At 56.7% G+C, this 17,196-nt stretch carries 23 protein-coding genes and 1 pseudogene; 7 read left to right on the forward strand and 17 right to left on the reverse strand.

The window, feature by feature from the left end:
- Nucleotides 1-135: 135 nt before the first annotated feature.
- Nucleotides 136-387, forward strand: a pseudogene (locus ELE36_RS21095) (delta-60 repeat domain-containing protein); the annotation flags it as partial.
- Here ELE36_RS21095 and ELE36_RS20590 read toward each other — a convergent pair.
- A complete protein-coding gene (locus ELE36_RS20590; protein WP_242512225.1) occupies nucleotides 304-594 on the reverse strand; it encodes a hypothetical protein in 291 nt (96 codons plus the stop codon). The pseudogene ELE36_RS21095 and the gene ELE36_RS20590 sit on opposite strands and share 84 nt — an antisense overlap.
- Here ELE36_RS20590 and ELE36_RS00010 point away from each other — a divergent pair.
- A complete protein-coding gene (locus ELE36_RS00010; RefSeq protein ID WP_242512226.1) occupies nucleotides 578-1,312 on the forward strand; it encodes a hypothetical protein in 735 nt (244 codons plus the stop codon). The genes ELE36_RS20590 and ELE36_RS00010 overlap by 17 nt on opposite strands.
- 194 nt (nucleotides 1,313-1,506) lie before the next feature.
- Here the strand turns inward: ELE36_RS00010 and ELE36_RS00015 are convergent, their stop codons facing one another.
- From ELE36_RS00015 to ELE36_RS00025, 3 genes are all read right to left on the reverse strand, one after another.
- A complete protein-coding gene (locus tag ELE36_RS00015; protein WP_165371391.1) occupies nucleotides 1,507-2,286 on the reverse strand; it encodes a hypothetical protein in 780 nt (259 codons plus the stop codon).
- Complete coding sequence (locus ELE36_RS00020; RefSeq protein ID WP_207215738.1) at nucleotides 2,238-2,939, reverse strand: hypothetical protein; 702 nt, start codon at nucleotides 2,937-2,939, stop codon at nucleotides 2,238-2,240. Before ELE36_RS00020 ends, ELE36_RS00015 begins: the two co-directional genes overlap by 49 nt.
- Before the next feature lie 729 nt (nucleotides 2,940-3,668).
- The gene (locus tag ELE36_RS00025) at nucleotides 3,669-4,088 is read right to left on the reverse strand and encodes a hypothetical protein (RefSeq protein WP_129831139.1); all 420 of its coding nucleotides are present in this window, start codon (nucleotides 4,086-4,088) and stop codon (nucleotides 3,669-3,671) included.
- Nucleotides 4,089-4,708: 620 nt separating this feature from the next.
- Here ELE36_RS00025 and ELE36_RS00030 point away from each other — a divergent pair.
- Nucleotides 4,709-5,011 (forward strand): hypothetical protein, encoded by a 303-nt coding sequence (locus ELE36_RS00030; RefSeq protein ID WP_129831140.1) that lies wholly within the window; start codon nucleotides 4,709-4,711, stop codon nucleotides 5,009-5,011.
- 209 nt (nucleotides 5,012-5,220) lie between these two features.
- Here the strand turns inward: ELE36_RS00030 and ELE36_RS20205 are convergent, their stop codons facing one another.
- From ELE36_RS20205 to ELE36_RS00040, 3 genes are all read right to left on the reverse strand, one after another.
- Nucleotides 5,221-5,385 carry a hypothetical protein gene (locus tag ELE36_RS20205; protein ID WP_165371392.1) on the reverse strand — a complete coding sequence of 55 codons (165 nt, stop codon included), beginning with the start codon at nucleotides 5,383-5,385 and terminating at the stop codon, nucleotides 5,221-5,223.
- A 175-nt stretch (nucleotides 5,386-5,560) separates the two neighbouring features.
- A complete protein-coding gene (locus ELE36_RS00035) occupies nucleotides 5,561-6,151 on the reverse strand; it encodes a hypothetical protein (protein WP_129831141.1) in 591 nt (196 codons plus the stop codon).
- A 200-nt stretch (nucleotides 6,152-6,351) separates the two neighbouring features.
- On the reverse strand, nucleotides 6,352-6,576 hold the full coding sequence (locus tag ELE36_RS00040; protein ID WP_129831142.1) for a hypothetical protein: 225 nt from the start codon (nucleotides 6,574-6,576) through the stop codon (nucleotides 6,352-6,354).
- 124 nt (nucleotides 6,577-6,700) lie between these two features.
- On the opposite strand from ELE36_RS00040, the gene ELE36_RS00045 reads away from it, so the two are divergent.
- On the forward strand, nucleotides 6,701-6,922 hold the full coding sequence (locus tag ELE36_RS00045; RefSeq protein WP_425480874.1) for a helix-turn-helix domain-containing protein: 222 nt from the start codon (nucleotides 6,701-6,703) through the stop codon (nucleotides 6,920-6,922).
- Nucleotides 6,923-7,017: 95 nt separating this feature from the next.
- On the forward strand, nucleotides 7,018-7,374 hold the full coding sequence (locus ELE36_RS00050) for an HU family DNA-binding protein (RefSeq protein WP_129831144.1): 357 nt from the start codon (nucleotides 7,018-7,020) through the stop codon (nucleotides 7,372-7,374).
- Nucleotides 7,375-7,430: 56 nt separating this feature from the next.
- On the opposite strand, the gene ELE36_RS00055 is transcribed toward ELE36_RS00050, so the two are convergent.
- The 6 genes from ELE36_RS00055 to ELE36_RS00080 all read right to left on the reverse strand — a co-directional run bounded on the left by ELE36_RS00055 (nucleotide 7,431) and on the right by ELE36_RS00080 (nucleotide 13,107).
- A complete protein-coding gene (locus ELE36_RS00055; protein WP_129831145.1) occupies nucleotides 7,431-7,664 on the reverse strand; it encodes a hypothetical protein in 234 nt (77 codons plus the stop codon).
- A 2-nt stretch (nucleotides 7,665-7,666) separates the two neighbouring features.
- Nucleotides 7,667-8,533, reverse strand: a complete 867-nt coding sequence (locus ELE36_RS00060) for a phage integrase N-terminal domain-containing protein (protein ID WP_129831146.1) — start codon at nucleotides 8,531-8,533, stop codon at nucleotides 7,667-7,669.
- Between the two features lie 189 nt (nucleotides 8,534-8,722).
- Complete coding sequence (locus ELE36_RS00065; RefSeq protein WP_129831147.1) at nucleotides 8,723-9,073, reverse strand: hypothetical protein; 351 nt, start codon at nucleotides 9,071-9,073, stop codon at nucleotides 8,723-8,725.
- 2,160 nt (nucleotides 9,074-11,233) lie between these two features.
- Entirely contained in the window at nucleotides 11,234-12,169 is a 936-nt protein-coding gene (locus ELE36_RS00070) for a replication initiator protein A (protein WP_129831148.1), read from the reverse strand.
- 56 nt (nucleotides 12,170-12,225) lie between these two features.
- The gene (locus tag ELE36_RS00075; protein ID WP_129831149.1) at nucleotides 12,226-12,453 is read right to left on the reverse strand and encodes a hypothetical protein; all 228 of its coding nucleotides are present in this window, start codon (nucleotides 12,451-12,453) and stop codon (nucleotides 12,226-12,228) included.
- Between the two features lie 30 nt (nucleotides 12,454-12,483).
- Nucleotides 12,484-13,107, reverse strand: coding sequence for a ParA family protein (locus ELE36_RS00080; protein ID WP_129831150.1), 624 nt, complete (start codon nucleotides 13,105-13,107; stop codon nucleotides 12,484-12,486).
- A gap of 166 nt (nucleotides 13,108-13,273) precedes the next feature.
- Between ELE36_RS00080 and relB the strand changes: the two genes are divergently transcribed.
- Nucleotides 13,274-13,498 (forward strand): type II toxin-antitoxin system RelB family antitoxin, encoded by a 225-nt coding sequence (relB, locus tag ELE36_RS00085; RefSeq protein ID WP_129831151.1) that lies wholly within the window; start codon nucleotides 13,274-13,276, stop codon nucleotides 13,496-13,498.
- Nucleotides 13,482-13,754 (forward strand): type II toxin-antitoxin system RelE family toxin, encoded by a 273-nt coding sequence (locus ELE36_RS00090; RefSeq protein WP_129831152.1) that lies wholly within the window; start codon nucleotides 13,482-13,484, stop codon nucleotides 13,752-13,754. Before relB ends, ELE36_RS00090 begins: the two co-directional genes overlap by 17 nt.
- Nucleotides 13,755-13,940: 186 nt before the next feature.
- Here ELE36_RS00090 and ELE36_RS00095 read toward each other — a convergent pair whose 3' ends face one another.
- The 4 genes from ELE36_RS00095 to ELE36_RS00110 all read right to left on the reverse strand — a co-directional run bounded on the left by ELE36_RS00095 (nucleotide 13,941) and on the right by ELE36_RS00110 (nucleotide 16,806).
- Nucleotides 13,941-14,570 carry a hypothetical protein gene (locus ELE36_RS00095; protein WP_129831153.1) on the reverse strand — a complete coding sequence of 210 codons (630 nt, stop codon included), beginning with the start codon at nucleotides 14,568-14,570 and terminating at the stop codon, nucleotides 13,941-13,943.
- Between the two features lie 69 nt (nucleotides 14,571-14,639).
- Entirely contained in the window at nucleotides 14,640-15,269 is a 630-nt protein-coding gene (locus tag ELE36_RS00100; protein WP_129831154.1) for a hypothetical protein, read from the reverse strand.
- 319 nt (nucleotides 15,270-15,588) lie between these two features.
- Entirely contained in the window at nucleotides 15,589-16,515 is a 927-nt protein-coding gene (locus tag ELE36_RS00105; RefSeq protein ID WP_242512227.1) for a tyrosine-type recombinase/integrase, read from the reverse strand.
- A 21-nt stretch (nucleotides 16,516-16,536) separates the two neighbouring features.
- Nucleotides 16,537-16,806 (reverse strand): hypothetical protein, encoded by a 270-nt coding sequence (locus tag ELE36_RS00110; RefSeq protein ID WP_129831156.1) that lies wholly within the window; start codon nucleotides 16,804-16,806, stop codon nucleotides 16,537-16,539.
- Between the last annotated feature and the right edge of the window lie 390 nt (nucleotides 16,807-17,196).

Raw genomic sequence — 17,196 nt, forward strand, 5'->3', positions numbered from 1 at the left:
CGCGGTACTCCTGCTCGTGTCAGCCGAGCCAGCGCTCGCCAGTGCCCGGTCGATTCCGGCGCGCTCGATCCGACGTTCGGCACGAACGGAAAGGTTCAGATAGCCAATGCAGCCACGGGATCGATCGGTTCGAATATCGTCGCCGCGGCAGTCGCTATGCAAACTACCGGCAAGACCATCGTTGCCGGTTACAACGATAACAGCGATTGCGTTCTGGTTCGCCTCAATGTCGATGGCAGCGTGGATACCAGCTTCGGCGGCACCAACCAGTTTTCGCCCGGATTCGCAGGCTTTGGTGGCTGCTCATTTGCCGCCGTTGCAATACGTCCAGACGATCGAATCGTCGCTGTGGCCAATCAGCCGAATGGGAGCGCCGTTGTTACCCAATTCACTGCCAACGGTTTGCCGGACAACTCTGCAGGCATCGATGGAGCCACGTTCATCGCTGCCGCGAGCGGCGACAGCACCTACGTTTCCCACGTCGTCCTCGAAAGCAATGGCACGATCGATATCGCGGGGTTTTATCACCAGCAGAGCACAAACAATAATCAGTTCCTGTTCGTGCAGATCAGCGCAGATGGCAAGACGGTTCAACCTTTGTTTCAGTACGAGTTCGGCGGGCAACAACCAGGACGATCACGCCTTGGATCTGGCGATCGACGCGCAGGGTCGCTATGTCGTGTGCGGTTACCACCGTGGCGCGAACGGCAATTACGACTTCGCTGCCATCCGCATTTTGCAGAATCTGTATGACGTCGATCAAACCTTCGGCAGCGGTGGCCAGACCACGGTTGGGTTCGACCTCGGCGGCGACAACGGCGATTTCTGCAACGCCATCACCATCTTCCCGAGCAGCGGTTACATGGTGCTGGGTGGCCACGCCACTGCGATGGCTGGCAGCGGCACTTACCAAGCGGCGGCGCTAGTCGAGCTCGACAACAACGGCAATCTGTTTCAGTACACTGCGAGCGGCATCGGCTATCCGGCGAAATTTACCTTCAGCTACAGCCTGAATCCGAACGCGGGTCAGATCAACGATATTACCAAGCTGATCGTGGATAACTACGACACGAAATATCCGCAACTGCTGGCGGTCGGCACAGGCAATCAGTACGCCGTGCCGGGTGGCGTGTATCTCGGCATCGCACGGCTGAATCCTGTGGGAAGCAAGTGCTACTGCAACTTTACCTTCGACACTGACTTAAATGGCAAAGGGGTAGAAGGGTGTACTTTGCCGAGCGGCCGACCGGACTCGGCAATTTCACTACCACCAACTACGGCCTTGCCGGCGCGTTCACGAATGGCAAGCTGACAGCTGCGGGTTACACGCAGGCGGCGGGCGGCAACCAGATCGCGCTGACGCGATTGGCCGCGTTTGACGGCATCTTCAAGAACGGCTTCGACACACCTGCGAATTGAATTGGTGCTCAGCCCCATCAGCTCGGAAAGGATTCTTCAGTTTTCATCAGAACGTGCACGCTGTCGTTTCCGGCACGGTAAGGGTGCCTATATTTTCTGAGACAGCCGTCGGCAGAGCGGGGAGGCCCCACGGAGATGGGATCGTCGATGGCAGCGGTGGTACATACTGGTAGGCATACACCAAGTAATCGCCAAGCACCGTGCTTCGTCCATAGAATATCGGGTCCGGGTTGTAACCCGTGCCTTCTCATCCACGGCCTGACGTTGCAGTCCGTGCCAACTGCCATAGAAATTATCAAACGCCCCGCTCGGTCCGATATTGCGCTTGTCCAGATACTGGTCTGTAAAGTCGCGCAATGCTGCCAGGCGCAGGACGTGACCTGCGGGCAGTCCCGGTGTCGATGACGCGTAAATTTGCCACAATGCATGACAGATGAGACTGGTGGTTATCGGCTCCGCCGCAGGATCGGAACCGGCAGGAATCTGCCATTGGTTATTCTTCAACACATAATCTGTGTGATTCAAGATACTGACATAGGTGGGCTCGGAGACGTCCACCAGCCCTACCGCGATGCCGTCCTGCTCATCCCCCAGCGGCCCTCGGTAAACGACCTGCAGGAACAGATCCGTTGCATTGATCGGAATCGGATCGGCGCTGAAATCGAAGGTGAGTAGCACGGCAGTACCATCTAACTGGCCCACTGATACGGTCTGGGATGCCGAAACCGAAATCTCCTGGTAGGCGCTGCGCATATTAGCCACCGTACATCCTGCCGGTGGAAGAACATTGCTGTTTTCATCGTAGGAAACTTCCCCCGTCAACGTCGTCGTGTAGCACGTGTTGCGGTGATAGCGCGCCACCGCCACCAGCTTGTTTCCGGTGCCGCCCGTAGCGGTGGAAATCGTATTGCCCGATCCGCTTTCGGTCGCCGCCGCCGTGTGTTCTGCACATTCAAGCGGACTTGTTCAAAGCCGAATATTTTCGCAGGATTGCTGACGAGATACGGATATCCCTGGCTTACCGTATGTGGCGTACCGTGATTCACAAGGGCGTAAAGACCATCGCTGGGCGCTGTCACAGCAAGCTGGCCGCGGAAGAAATAGTTCAGCAATCCTGCCGAATAGCCGATCGCACGTGGAACGCCCAAGTTGGCCATCGTGTCCAGTTCTTCTAGGCCAACGGTGTACTGGGGAATTTTGACCAATCCGCTGAAATCCACTGGTGTGAATCGAAAAGCACTCTCGGCAGCCAGCGGCGGTGCGGTGAACGCTGGAGTTACCGCAGGGAGCACGTCGGGATACGTGGGCGCTATGGAGTCCACCACAGCATGCATCCAGTGCGTGCATTTCAAGTTGTGCAGTTGAGTGTTACCGCCGATCGCCGCGCTCAGAACGCACGTCTTCTGGCTTTGCGTAAACCCATGCGCAGTATCGATGACGCCAGGCGGGCTTTGAAAGGTGTTTCCGCTCATGCCTGGCAACGTGCCGCCCGTGAAAAAGCTGCGGTTGGCGTAGTCCATCATGCCTAAGCGGTTGTCGGGGGGACAGCCGCACCATCGCTTTGCAGCCGCGTGGTGTAAAAGCGCACAGGCGTGGCGAACTTCGGAACGGGATAGGGATTGAGATTGGTGCCCAGTTCAATGTCCGGTAAAGTTTGGGAAAATGGGGGAGAGAAAAAACCGCGAATATATGCGCCGGCATCCTTGGTCGTTTCTTGAGCACGCGCGCATTGGTGTACGTTTCAAAGGCGGCCGTCTCAACGCCATTGGTGCTACTGTGCGGGTCGTTGCGCACATGCTGGGGTGATGCACCATCCTGCAGCAAATGGATGGTATCGCCGAGGGAACGGAACGTCGTCGCCCAGCGGTACAATCGTTCCTCTGAGTCGGTTCGCGCAAGGCGACGGTGTAGACCGGCGCGCTGCGGTTGCGCTCACCGGTAAGCGCACGCCACATGTTTTCGCGCGCATCGGCATACGTAAAGTGATTGGCCGATTGGTATCAACCACCGGGGGTCGCAAAGCTGTCGACGACACCAAGGCCCAATCCACCGATTTGAGGCACTGGCCCGTTGGCGCGAATCCGCAAAAAACGCCCGCACCCAAAGGCACATCGTGGATGGGGTCATAGAAGTGGTTGAGCACCCGCACGGTTTGCCGTAAGGGTCGGCATCCGGGCTCGCCACAATCGTTCTGGCAATGGTGTTGTAGAGCAGCGAGGTGATGTCGTCCTCGCGCAGTACGCCGCGCATCAGCCAGTTCTCAATAGGGAGAAAGGCGACTGTGACACCATCTGTATCAACATCGGATCACCTGAAAGCCAGTTCGTGTTCGGCGCAGCGATCAGTGTGGAAGCCAAATGCTGCATCTGGCAGCGTTCGTATTCGTTGGGCTGTCGCGTGTGGGCCGCTGTCGTATCAAAGCTCGTTGTGTTGTCATAGTAGGCTGCTTGACTTGGAGTGCCGCCAGAGGCCTGCCAATAGATATTGAATGGCGTCGGTATGTCGAGCCGGTCAAGGCCAAGCCTTGCGACGACCGAGCCAGTACCACTTTGTGATAGCTCGGATGCTTGATAAGCCCTGTACATGATGAGGCCATGCGTCTCAGCGTCATACGCGCGAACAGGGAATGCATATACCAAGGTAAGCGTGCCGACAAAGCCATCATCCATTTATTTGAAGGACTCATTGGTATTTCCTCTCCTCGCTCAACACACGGCACAGCGTCCCTGCGGTGGTAGTTATGCGTTCCGATGGATCAAAATGGCTAGAGGGTGCCAAGCCACTCAGTTCCTTCACTCGTGCAAAAAAATTAGCGTCGAATTTTCGGGATGGCTTAACCCGGCAAATGCACCGAACGGGAGCGATTCAATAGAAATATTTGTGGGCATCGCACAAGGCATTGGACGGACTTCATTGGACATGGCCTTTGCTATGTCGACATATGCTGGCTGAACGATAACGTCCCTGTGCCCTGCATTGCACCTGGCAGCACCGAGAATTGCGCCGTAATACACCCAGACTGCGGCGGATCGAGTTCGACTTTTTTCATGCGATAGGCTGCATAGACACTTGGCCTAGCGCGCTGCCAGAAAGATCTGGCAAGCTGGTTTCCCAAGCAAAATTCGGCATACAGCCCTGATCTGGCAGGCACGCACGTTTGTCTCCGTTGATTCGATGATCGAGCACCTTGCGATCATCCCAGGTGAACCATTGGTTGTAGGGATTACCTTCTTCGGGTTTTACGACCGGAAAATCCTTGCCAACGCGAACGTATCCGGACTTGTAGAGAATGAGCTTCCAACTAAAATCGTTGCTCGAGGTTATTACACCGAACGGTGGCGGCAACTCCGACCCGGGTGCCGCGATCCGACAAGTCCAACTCCTTGCCGACATCGGGCAAGGTAAATCTTCCGTCCTGATCGGTCTTGACGACCTTCTGCAGCACACACCAGCTGCCTGCAGATGCGATGTGCGCCGCGCCGCTGAAAGATTCTTCCCAATTGGCAATGACGGTTACGTCGGCAATACCTTGTCCGGTGTCGGCATCAACGATGCGACCGCTTTTTTCCGCGCGCAACTCGTGATTGCTTGAGCCGCCAACGCCGACAGCGGCGCACCCGGTCGCAGGTACACAGCCGCGAACAGTAAACTGTGAGCGCAGAACGAATGTTCATCTCACATCTCCGAAATGCGCCAGACCCCATCGTTACCCTGCGTCAGACGCATCGGGAATCCGCTTCGCGTCTGATCGGGTTATCGCGCACCAGCAGCAGGTCGGCGAAGCTCGTTCCCATTTGACCATCAAGGATGGTGCCAAGGCTTCAGTGCAGTGGCAGGCATATTGGTGCCGAGTTGGGTGAAGAACGTCGTGAAGTCGGAGCGCACCACGGGCTGATACGCATTGCCCGCACCCGTCGCATCCTGAGCGTTCAGACGATCCTTCAGATACCCGTAGATATCGCACATCATTCCGCGCTGAACCGCCCACATCCTGCACCGCTACCGAACGGTAGGCGGTATAGGTGGTGCTGGTCGAATCGGTGACGCGCACTCGCGCCGTATATATTCCGGCTGGGTGTAGGTGAAGCTGGTCGGTGCGCTCGCGAACGAGGCGCCGGTGTATTCGTCGGTGCCATCGCCATTAAAATCGATGGCGACCGATTGAACCGTCGCAGCGCCTGGAAGTGCCCCGAGCAAATAGTTGAACGTGATTGCCACGGGTGCATAGCCAGCAGAGCGATTGGCTCGCACCGTTAAGAGCGATGCCGAACCACTCTGCGTGATCGTGGCGGAGGTCGATGCGTCGCTGCAGCAAGGTGGTGGCCTGTACTGTTAGGCTATTCGAGCCGAGGCCAATCCCACATTCGGCACAAGAAAAATGGCCATTGACGACATAAGCGCCGACGTTGTTGACCGCGATGCCAGTATTGACCGGACCGACAAACGTACCCACGACATCCACGCTGCTGTTGCCGGTGGTAGCACCCGTGCCGGGTGAGGTCACAGCGACACTGAGTGCGCCAGATCCAATGATGCTCGGGATCAAGCCGGGCGACTGGGAGCTGCCAGCGATCTGCGCGATAGGCACGAATCCAGCGACTTCATAGCCGTCAGCAAAAATACTGTCGATGCCGCAGATTTCGGCGAATGCCGAGGCCGACGAAAGCGCTATTCCGATCGCAAAGGCGACCCCACTCACCGGTGCAATAGATCTAATTTGAATCAAGCGCATTGCCTCTTCTCCTGAGTATTTTTAGCCGACCATTCTGCCGCACTGAACGTAACACATCTGTGCCGTATGTTCCGGGTGCCACGATGCAACTTTCGTATATTGCGTCAACCGTCTACCATTTTCAGCCCCGCTTCAGAGCGCTACGCAACGCGCGCGGCGTGAGTCAGGGAACGATGCGTAACCTGCGCACGCACCGTTTTCTACTCGGGCGGCATCGGCCCGTAGATGAAGGGTGGAAACGCAACTTCCATACTCCTCAACTCGTGGTAGACGCCACGGTCATGCTGCTGGGTGCGGCTTTTCCGGAGCACGATGCCCAGCACGACGAAGGCCAGCCAGATCGACACACAGGCCAGAACCAGTGCCGCCTTGACCAGGAAGGCCAGACTTTTCAGCAGCAGCCGAAGCGCGGGATGCAGGGTCATGTGAACTCCGAAAAGATCGAGCGGCCAAGGTGTCGATTGTGACTTTAACACCGGTGACGTAAACACGCTACACGCCGACAGTGGGTGGGTGAAACGCACCCCTCCCCGCGCCAATCCCCGTGAAGTGCTCGCCCTCAATCTGAAACGATTGCGCGCGATCCACGGCTGGTCGCAGGACACGCTGGCGCTGGAAGCCGGGCTGGATCGCACCTTTGTCGCGCATGTCGAACGTCTGCGCCGTAACATCGCGCTGGATAACATCGAGAAACTCGCCGTCGCTCTGGGTGTACCGCTGGCCTGGTTGCTTGAAGTCGATCTGGCCAGTCAGCTTCAGGACACCGGGTAGGCAGCGCTGCGCATGCACGGGCGCGCACGTGTCGTGACCGGGCTTTGGCTTTACACTCGCCTTCGCAACTCACCTTCATCGAGGAAGAAATGCCGATGGCAACGACCAAGAAGATCGCCGCAAAAGTACCCGCGCGCAAACCGATTACCGAGGTATTGACCAAGACGGCGCTCATCGCGCATCTGGCGAGCGACAGCGGCGTGGATGCCAAGGGCGTTCGTGCCGTGCTGACGTCGCTGGAGCATGCCATCACCGGTTCACTGCACAAGAAAGGCGTAGGCCATTTCACCCTGCCCGGCCTGCTCAAGATCACGGCCCATGCCGTGGCCGCCAAACCCAAGCGCAAGGGCGTGGATCCGTTCACCAAGGAAGAGCGCTGGTTTGCGGCCAAGCCCGCCAGCATGAAAATGAAGGTGCGCACGCTGAAGAAACTCAAGGATGCCGCCGGCTGATCCGGACGCGGTGGTTCGGGTGTTGCCCCGCGATCCTACCGATCGCCGGCAGCACCTCACTCCGATTCGCGCAAATGCTCGAGTGCTGGCAACGTCGGATCCTCGCGCCGATACGCCAGATAGAGCGTTTCCAGCGCGCGAGTGCGCGCCTGCGTGACGGCACGGCCCTTGGCCATCGCATTGCCGAGCTCATCGCTCGTCAGCGTACGCTGCGGATTTCCCCCGCCGAGTTCGACCAGTCGCTTCTCAGCAGCCGTCGTGAGTTTCGTGCGACCGTTCAACGTGATCATGCCTATCGCCCCAGATAAACCGCAGTAATTTGTTCGCGCTCGTGCCCGAGCTCGCGACTGATTTGCAGACGCGCCAACTGATCGCGATCGCGCTGCTGCGAATCCAGCTGTTTCGAGGTCAGCCCACCCGCCGCCGGCGAGGCCCATCCCGTCAATTCCAGATAGCGCGCCTGCGCATACGCATGGCGCAGCCCGTGGGTCTTGCTCAACCCCAGCGCCGATACCTCGCGCTGCCACGCCGACAACTGCGTGACATACATCCGTTCCTGCGGAATCAGCGAGGCACCGCCGGCAATGCGTTTGGCATAGTCCAAAGCAGCGCGCTGTTCCTCGGTACGAATCGGCACCTCACGCGGTTTGCCGCCCTTGCACCAGGAACCCTTCAGCCGCAGCGATGCGCCCTGATCCGCCCAGCCCGGCTGGATCTTGATGCTCTCCGCCCGGCGCAACCCGAACGCCGCCTGCAGCCGCAGGGATGCGCGCACGAACTCGGATTTCGCCCCGGCCAGCACCTCACTGGCAACCACCAGCGCCTTGCTCTGATTCGTGACATACACCCGTCGCTCGATACCGAGCATCGCGTTGTCGCGGGGAATGATGTTCTGCTTGCCAATCTTCTCGGCCAGCCAGCGCAGATGCGAGACGCGATTCTTGATCGTGCCCACACTGAGCTTTTCTGCCTGCCATTGCGCAATGACATGCGTGATGTGTTTCGGTTTCAGGTGCTGCGGATCGCGCAGATCCCGAAACTGCGCGGCGATCTGACGCGCGGCCAGACGCAAGCCGTCCTCGCGTACTGCCTGCGTGGCAAAGCTGTTTTCGCGGTGCGCGCGTACCAACTGCATGACGTGATGCTCTAGATCTTTCATATTCCCTGCGCCGGCGCCCGAAGACGCAAAAATCGATCGTTTAGTGTTTGTGCCGCACCTTCAAGACCGAAGTCAGGAAAGCGGAAAAGCGGCGGATATCGACGTCAGACCTATTGGTGGCTCGTCGGCCTGGCTGTTGCCAAGATCCGGGAGTCGGAACCGCGATACATCCTTCGCGGGTATTCGTGATTACGCGTTTTGCAGTTGCAGCAGTGCCTGTCTTTTCTTGTCGTGTTCCTCCAGTGCAAGGGTGATGGCGTGTGTCTTCCCGGCAGCAAGAACCTGCGGGTTGTCGATGGCGGCCAGCAGCAAACCGGTGACGATTTCCTTCATGCCGATTTCGCTGGACGCCTGGGCTTTTTGCAGTTCCTTCAAGCGCTGGAATACGTCCTCACGCACGAGCGTGGAAGCGTAGCCCGGCACCCTGGGTGCCTTGGGTGGTGGAAGGCTCTTGGAGACCCCTTCGATGGTGGTGGTGCGGGTGCTGAGCCATTCGTCCTTCGGAATGGTGACGGTGTCAGTTGGTGGGGTGGGTTTCATGGTTTGCTTCAGGTGTCATGGGGTGTGGTGTGGGTTTCAGGGTGCTGCGTGTGTCATGGGTGTCTGGCCTCAACCCAGGCCGTGGTGGGTCTCTTTTTTCGCAAGAGCGGAACGGGTGACAAAGAAGCTGTCACCAACATTACTGAGTCCCGGCTCCCGATCGGATCGGCATGCCGGGATGTTGATAACCCGTCGATTCGACCGGGTCGGCCGCACGAATGCGGCCTGTCGTAACCCCGCTGTTCCGGGGACAAGGATCACCTCTTGCGAGGCCGTGGCGACTGATCCTGTAGCGCCACGCTAGCGATTCAGCCAAAGCCAAATCACTTCCACCCGAAGGTGGCATTGCCGGAAACGCTCCGGCGGGCGATAATTCATTATAATTTAGCTGGCATTCGACCTGCCAAACCAAAACATAACCAAAACCCAGCAAAAGCGCAAGCCAAAAAATGTTCCAACGCACCGCGTCACTGCGCCGGTTGAAGCGAGAAAGGCGCCGGGTTCGGGGCTCGCGCCCCCACGCCTCTCGGCGCGCCCTGTGCCCTTCTCCCTTCCCTTCGGCGCCAGTGACGCGGTCAAGCAAAAGCGCACATCAAGCGTCCGGCCCGGCTGCCCGTGCATCGTCCTGCGGATCGTGGGGACAGCGCCGCCGCGGCACCCGCCGCTGGGACAGCCCGTGGACAACGCGCGGCGTTGCCCACCGCCTGCCCCCGCCCTGACCCCACTCGCTACACCGGCACCGCGGGGATCAACGCACGAGCCCTGCAGGTGAGATGTCGAGCTTTGCGAGGAATCACCCAGCCAACGCGAGGAAGGACGCCCTTCGTATTGATCGCGCAGCAAGGCGAATCAGCCAAACCTCGACATTTCACCTGCACCCGCGGCGGGAGCGCCGCTATCAGCGGCCCGTCACGTTGTTCTCGACGAATCGGTCAGGGATGCTGACGCGTTTGATTCCGCCGGGCACGGCAGCCGATCGAGGGGCCAAACACTGGCTCGCCACCACCGCGACCGATACCCACTCCTGCAAAACCTGCGCGCGTAGCGCGCCCGGGCGTCGGAAATGATGGCGACGCAGACCCACTACAGCGCTGAAATGCAGGCGTTACTATTCATATCCAGCTCCTGCGTAATGTCGCGGCACGTAGCGCCTTCGACGGATCGAAAGCACTACGTGCGAGCTATCTACCAATCAGCGCAAGAACCAATGCGCGATGGCGAGTACGAGTACGAGTGCGAGTGCGAGTGCGATCAGCGTTTTTGCTGGCATCGACAGTTCGAAACAGAACTTCATTTTCATTGCTACCTCCTTGAGCCAGAGGGGTTAAGCCGCTAGGCATGCTGCTCAGGCAGAGAATATTTATGCTTCTGGATATCTTGAGTTGTGCAGCATGTCGGTGCGCTTGCCGAGACCGCACCCCAGCAGACCCTTACTCACACCGCCCGCGCCTCTCCAGCAGCGTCCTGTGCCGACGTAGGCGGCATGCACTACCGCTCTTACCCCTCCTTCTGGAAAACGCTTTTGCAAGCGTATCCGTCGCAAAAGAATGACCGGCAGATGCGCACGCGCACCCGCAACGGCCGGCAAGGCCCGTAGGGCCGCGGGCGGACGGATGCCGGGCACGTGCTGTGCCGTAGGCACGGCCGTGTCTGTCGTTCCTCAGGAATGGGACATAGAACAGCTAGCCGCAGGAAGCCGGCTCCGATTAAGCTTTTGCAAGGCGGGATGCCGCGCAGGCCACAGAGTGGCCGAAGAGGCCGGCTGCGGAGCAGACGGGGCGGAGGCAGGATGCCGGAGGGTAGGTGCTTTTTGAGGGTAATGATTTCCCACACAAATTGTGCACATGCGCGCCTCAGTTAAGAGCTGAGCTGTTATAGAGTTAAAAAAACGCGCGCGCGATTGTTACGGGGTTCAAAACCCGCGTAGTTACTGGCGCATAGTGGCGAAATTGGCCGCGATACCACGGATTATCGTGTCCGCGATACCACGGAGTTCTGGCTGCGATACCACGGAAAACTGTCCGCAATACCACGGGGGTGCTAACAGGTTATCCACTGGTAGCTGTCCGCGATACCACGGAATCATGCGCTGGTTGCCCCGCTTCGTGTCCGCGATACCACGGTATGCCGAGATCTAGGCTGATGAGCGGGTTAGCATCATCACTCAAGGCGGTCGCCAGAATCTATGCTCGCCTCCAATTCATGCGTGGTTTCCGTGGTATCGCGGACAGACAACAAATACGTAGCCAGCGCACTGCGCCCTTTAGGATTGCTACTAAAAACATGCACGATATCCTTCGCATCCATAGCACACGCATAGTCGATTACGCGAAGCACTCCCCCGCCTGCTGAAATGGCAGCGCGGAATTCACTGCGGAATTTCCGCAACTCGCGCGTTACTCCGATCTTCCGCCGCAGCGTATCTAGTCCGATGAACCAGTGCGCCTGGTCTCCGCAATGCTTCCGCGCAAGCTCGTACAACCGCCGTTCGATGCCGCTGGTAATCGAGAAATATCGCGCATCTAACGTTAGTAAATGCTTTGCAAATACCTGCCTCGTAAACCATGAGGACGGCTTGAAAATTAGGCGCGTTAGACGCTTTGTTTTCTTGTCACGAAGCACCTGAAAATCGCTGAGCAATGAAAAGCCTGCCGCAAAATTTTCTTCGTTGTCGTGTTCTAGCCCGGTGGGGATGTTCGTAGTGATGTTGGTACCACGCAAGCGCTCAAGCCCCGCCACAAGCTCGTCATAATCGCGGCCACTATCGCTACGCTGGATAGCTCTAAGCAAGTCCGCCGCCGACACCTCGAACTCGTCAGGCACACCCTTGCCTCGGTCAAGGCTCTGCCGCATTAACGAAAACAAATAGATCAGAATATCCTTATCCCATATGGTCGCGCTGCCCTTAACGCTTGGAACAACTTCCAGAAAATAGCTTCTATGCTCGTACCGTCTTACCTTCCGATCACCACCTTTCTTGATCGAAAATAACGGGTGCTCCATAGAACCGATGTCATCTTTCGATGCCGGGGCCAGCAGCTCGCCAAGGAATAGGTCAAGCTGGCGATCTTCATGCATAGGGCTATTTTTGGTCATTTACAGGCACCCTAGTCCCATCAAAGCGAGCCAAATAGATCCCACTATCGAAGCATTCATATTTTTTTCATGAATTGCTGAAAACATTCATTCAGCAATTCATTAAGCTTCATATTTCGATCGAGCGCCGCTTGCTTGAACGCTCGCACAAATTCAGGCGGCATCCGAAATTGGAGCGGAATAAGCTCGGCAGAGGAAACTACGCCTCGCTGGCGCATTGAGGTTAACTGGCGAGGTTTCAAAGGCGCGAGGTCAGCGGCAGTAACAGCAACAGCTTTAGCCATGATCGAGAATCCTTATAGTTTTTGATGATTTCAAGTTTCATGAAAAAATGATTTTACTTCGCGCCACAAGCTCGTTATTTCCTCAGCGGCCGCGCTCTTAGGTCCAAGCTCAGGTGCAGTTCGCCCACCTGTCATTGCTCCGGCATATGGCACCCGATCAGCTATGAATGCTTGGGCGACGCGTCCATGCTGCGACAAAGCAGCGACGGTCTGCGCGGTGATGGTGGCTTGAGCCTTCGCCTGTGTGATGACAAACAAAAAGGGCTTATTCGCCTTCTTAACGAGAGCGACGGTTTCTGAGACGGCCCAAAGATCAGCCGGGGAAGGGCGCACTGGAATCAACACCAAATCCGCCAGATCGATCAGTGCCGTGCTTTGTGATGAGATCGTCGGCGCTGTATCGATAAAACAATAAACCGCTCCACGTTCGGTCATCTTGGACAATCCATCTGCCAATCTAGAAAATGGCATTTCCGCTCGTTGCGGCGTTTCCTGCTCCCGGCGTTCGTGCCACTGACTTAACGTGCCTTGTTCATCTGTATCGATCAACCAAGCGGGGGAGTCGCCAACTCGTTCCGCCTCAACAGCCAAGTGCGCGGCCAATGTCGTCTTGCCGCTCCCCCCTTTCTGCGACGTGATGACAATTGTTTTCATTAATACATCCTTTCATTAATACATGTTTTCATGAAATTAACACAATAAAAGGCAGCGATCAATGCCGAACCAAAGATCAACCACACATATGGTGATCGAGGATGATTAAGGACTTCCGGCAACGCAGAGGATTCGATATACTTGTATATCGTTATCGGAGCACCCTATGCTTGCTATCCGCCTTCCCACTGAAATCGAAGATCGTCTGGATGCGCTGGCGAAGGCAACAGGGCGCACAAAAACCTTCTACGCCCGCGAAGCCATCCTTGAACACATTGATGACCTGGAAGACCTCTATCTGGCCGAGCAACGCCTGATTGAGATTCGTGCCGGGCGCACCGCAACCATTCCACTCGAAGACGTGATGAAACAGTATGGCGTGGCGGATTAGATTCGATCCAGCGGCGCAAAAAGAGCTCTCCAAGCTCGGTCACGAATCGGCCAAACGCATCCTGAAATTCCTGCATGAGCGCGTCGTCAAACTGGACGATCCTCGCAGTATCGGCGAGGCGCTAAAAGGCTCGGAACTCGGCGAATTCTGGAAATATCGCGTGGGTGATTACCGCATCATCGCGGACATTCAGGATAACGTGCTGTGCATCTTGGTTGTGCGTGTTGGCAATCGACGCGAGGTATATCGAAAGTAATTCCGCAGGTCTGCACGTGTTCGCAATGATGGGTCGGAACCGAACCCGCTCAATTTCGCTCTGCTCGTTAAGTCCTGAATTGAAGAATGCAAATGCAACAAGCCACGGTGGGCCGAACCAGAAGCCCACCAAGGCGATCAGCTCTCGGGACAAAATGTAGGGAGCTCGGCGGACGAAATGTTTGGTTCATTTACGTGACGCGGCAAACGCGCCAACACCCACAAATACAATGAACGGTAACAGTACGGAATCGGTGTATGACTTATTTGGGTAAATCAAGTAAATGACATGACCGGCCAGTACCAGACTGAGAAGTGCAACAGACAATGTTGCAAATGCACCAAAGCGATATGGGCCAATGTAGTAAAACTTGCGCCCAATTACAGCAACACCCTGCGCTATCGTTTGTGCAAGTAGCCAGAGCGGCGCGAACAGGGAAACTGCAAACAAGGCTGCGAGAGTGGCGAAGTTTTCCTGAGCAAAAATCCAATCAAGCCTAATTCTTGTGTGAGACAGGTCGAGTTGTCCATTTATCGGAGCTGCAAAACTCAATGGCAGATAAATAGCCATGTAAATAAAAAAGAAAGAAACACCATAAAGGTATGCCTGCCAGACCAAAGCGTGGAGTTGTGCTCGATTTCGAGCACGAATGGCTTCAATGTCTTCCGGCTCTTGCGGTGTGGTTGACGGCGTAGGCAATGGAGGTGCTTCCTTCTCAGGGGGAAGTCGGAGAAACTCTCTCACATATGGCGTGAGCAAGTTGCCTGCAATCCCCAAGACGATTGCGGATAAAGCACCGAGTATTGCTGCGAGCATAGTGAAGAACCTAAAAATTGACTTAAGCGAAGCGCCTATGACAGGGCCATTTGAAGGAAGGATTAGCCATCACGGTGTAGGCCGACGAGGAGGGGTCTCCGTAAGCTTTTTATAACTGGCAGCATCTTCGGGATCGCCGGCCGTGAGATCACGGGTTGCGTTGATCATCTTGGACTCAAGCCTTTCCCGAAGCTGTGGGGATTGAGCTTTGCTCAAGATTTTCAGCATATAGTCCAATTGGCTCTTCTTGAGTTGGAAGTCGTCTTTGTCCGCCGAGATTTCTTCCTTGCGCGCCTTGGCTTGTGCAAGTCGAGCATCTGCCTCCATCTTCTGAAGGAATGCCTCTCGGCCCCTGTCAAACGCCAAACCAGCGACCGAACAGATGGCCTTGTACGACGCTCGCGTCTTTGCCCACACAGCCAAGACCCATGAACCATATGAAATCGATTCGATATGTAGTGCTTCGTCCTCAGATAGAAGCTCATGCTCGATGTCGCCGTCCGGGTTGGTCTCCAAAAAGTGGAGCAGTTCGCCGAGTTTGTCAGTGTGATAAAGGAAGAAGATTGCATAAAGGGTTCTGAGTCCTCGCAGCTTTCTTTCGACGGTTGCGAGGGGTACTCGTTGTGGCATGTCGCCGAGGGATATCAGCAGCGGAGGAAGTTCGTTCTGATTGACGGTTTCGATCAGGTTGACCTCCACCTCAACTGCGTGCGGCCAAAAGATTCGAAGTATTGCCCCCCACTGAGCCCAAGCTCCAAGCGACCATTTCCCCAGTCTGCTGCGCTTACGATCGAACGTCCTTTCGCGACGGAAACAAACTCGTCGAAAGTACTTGAGGTGCGCTCGTTGAGTTCAGGTGCGCCAATGGAGAATTTGGTCATGGTCGGGCATGCTTCGATGGTGGAGTTTGATGGCTAACGTATGAGCGGCATCCGACAGCGGGCTTCGCCCACTGTCGGATGCCGCCTAATATTTTGCAGACGATCTATTTGATGGACCGTGATGTGATTCGCGCGATTCAAAACCGAATCCTCTCGATCTCACCCTGATCAATCGCGCTGATGCGTCGGTCATACAGCTGGGTGGTCTTGGTCGAGGCATGCCCGGCAATGCGTGCTGCCGTTTCCAGCGTGCCGCCATTTTCCAGAAAATTGGTGATCCCCGTTCCCCGAAACGAATGACAGCCCATGCCGGCATCGGTGATGCGGCGCTGGATCATGTGGTATACGTTTTCGCGGCGTAGCGCGCGATCGCTCAATACGGTGCCGCGGTGGGTGAGACTGCGGAACAGTGGCGTGTCGCGCGCTTCCGCCAAACCGGATTTTTGTAGGTAATGCTCGATGTATTCGATCGCCTGGTGATGTACCGGCACGCGGTTGTGCTTGCCGCCTTTTTCATCCAAAGCGAGCCACGCCTTCATGCCTTGGCGCTGGTAGTCCTTCACACGTAATTTGATGGCGGCCGACACGCGCGCGAACGAATACACCATCACTCCGACGATCGCGCGATCCCGCGCATCGGAAAGCAGGGCAGGGTCGAAGCGTGCGAACAGTTGGCGCGTTTCATCGGCCGACAGGATCGGTGTCTTGCCTTCGCGTACGCTGTACTTCGGGCCACGCACGGCGGCGGCCGGATTGAACGGCATGACTTGGCCCACCACCAGATAATCGAACAGGCTGCGCAGCGCGGCCAGATGCTGCTTGACCGTGGGCGCACTGCGTTCTTTGCCGAGCCGTTCGATGTACGCCGCAACGTGCAGCGGCGCGACATCGAGCAGATCCACGCCGAGCGTAGCCATCCAGCCCAGAAACTGTTCGACCGCGTGCAGATACGCCGCACGCGTATTGGTGTTGCGGATCTCAGCGGCGAAGAATTCGACGTAGCGATTACGGGCGCGGTCGCCGGCGGCGGTAATTACCGCCGGCAGGGCAGGGCTATGACCCAACGGGATCAGACTCCTCACTTATCAGCGCAGCCAGCGGTGATACAGGATAGCGCTGCACCGGTGAGCGATCGCGCCGTGGTAAGCCGCCATCACCGCAAAAAACGCGACGACTCCCCACAGCGCGATCATAGGCATCGTGAGTTCGCTCGAAGCGGTATCAAAAAGTATACAAGTCAACTTATGCGCAACTTCAGCGCAAATCGCCGTCACAGGTGCGGCCAAACAAAGTAGGCCGAGTAGATACGCCGATGGCTGGCGGCCAAAGGTCGAAGGGGTGCTAAAAATTTTCATGGCGCAATTCCTTGGGGAGGCGGCGAGTTGCCGCGATACCAACGATATCGATTAATTTCGATGTTACATGTCAGAAATGAGGTCTCTTTCACGGGCGATTCGTGCATGAGGTTTTCCATAATTATTATCACATAAAAGGGATTATGTGATAGTAAAAGAGCTAAGAAAAGGCCGCTCGCCTGGAGAGGTCGAGCGGCCTTCAGAGAGTACGCCACGTTCAGGGGGGTGACAGCGTCGTACCCATTACAGACTCACACGGCCGGCGTAAAAAATACATACGACCTATGTCAGTAAACCGTCCCGGATGACGTAACCCTCGATGACAGCGCCTACTCATGGCGGATGCAGACGAGGTGCTTCAATGAAATTGGACAATCGCACGATCGCGTT

It is taken from the genome of Pseudolysobacter antarcticus (genome assembly GCF_004168365.1).
GTDB classification, from domain to species: Bacteria; Pseudomonadota; Gammaproteobacteria; order Xanthomonadales; family Rhodanobacteraceae; genus Pseudolysobacter; species Pseudolysobacter antarcticus.

Coding starts and splice junctions, on each gene's coding strand:
- ELE36_RS00010 (WP_242512226.1), top strand. CDS start 578: ATGGCAAGACGGTTCAACCTTTGTTTCAGTACGAGTTCGGCGGGCAAC.
- ELE36_RS00020 (WP_207215738.1), bottom strand. CDS start 2,939: ATGGACTACGCCAACCGCAGCTTTTTCACGGGCGGCACGTTGCCAGGC.
- ELE36_RS00025 (WP_129831139.1), bottom strand. CDS start 4,088: ATGGATGATGGCTTTGTCGGCACGCTTACCTTGGTATATGCATTCCCT.
- ELE36_RS00030 (WP_129831140.1), top strand. CDS start 4,709: ATGAGCTTCCAACTAAAATCGTTGCTCGAGGTTATTACACCGAACGGT.
- ELE36_RS20205 (WP_165371392.1), bottom strand. CDS start 5,385: ATGTGCGATATCTACGGGTATCTGAAGGATCGTCTGAACGCTCAGGAT.
- ELE36_RS00035 (WP_129831141.1), bottom strand. CDS start 6,151: ATGCGCTTGATTCAAATTAGATCTATTGCACCGGTGAGTGGGGTCGCC.
- ELE36_RS00040 (WP_129831142.1), bottom strand. CDS start 6,576: ATGACCCTGCATCCCGCGCTTCGGCTGCTGCTGAAAAGTCTGGCCTTC.
- ELE36_RS00050 (WP_129831144.1), top strand. CDS start 7,018: ATGGCAACGACCAAGAAGATCGCCGCAAAAGTACCCGCGCGCAAACCG.
- ELE36_RS00055 (WP_129831145.1), bottom strand. CDS start 7,664: ATGATCACGTTGAACGGTCGCACGAAACTCACGACGGCTGCTGAGAAG.
- ELE36_RS00060 (WP_129831146.1), bottom strand. CDS start 8,533: ATGAAAGATCTAGAGCATCACGTCATGCAGTTGGTACGCGCGCACCGC.
- ELE36_RS00065 (WP_129831147.1), bottom strand. CDS start 9,073: ATGAAACCCACCCCACCAACTGACACCGTCACCATTCCGAAGGACGAA.
- ELE36_RS00070 (WP_129831148.1), bottom strand. CDS start 12,169: ATGACCAAAAATAGCCCTATGCATGAAGATCGCCAGCTTGACCTATTC.
- ELE36_RS00075 (WP_129831149.1), bottom strand. CDS start 12,453: ATGGCTAAAGCTGTTGCTGTTACTGCCGCTGACCTCGCGCCTTTGAAA.
- ELE36_RS00080 (WP_129831150.1), bottom strand. CDS start 13,107: ATGAAAACAATTGTCATCACGTCGCAGAAAGGGGGGAGCGGCAAGACG.
- relB (WP_129831151.1), top strand. CDS start 13,274: ATGCTTGCTATCCGCCTTCCCACTGAAATCGAAGATCGTCTGGATGCG.
- ELE36_RS00090 (WP_129831152.1), top strand. CDS start 13,482: ATGGCGTGGCGGATTAGATTCGATCCAGCGGCGCAAAAAGAGCTCTCC.
- ELE36_RS00095 (WP_129831153.1), bottom strand. CDS start 14,570: ATGCTCGCAGCAATACTCGGTGCTTTATCCGCAATCGTCTTGGGGATT.
- ELE36_RS00110 (WP_129831156.1), bottom strand. CDS start 16,806: ATGAAAATTTTTAGCACCCCTTCGACCTTTGGCCGCCAGCCATCGGCG.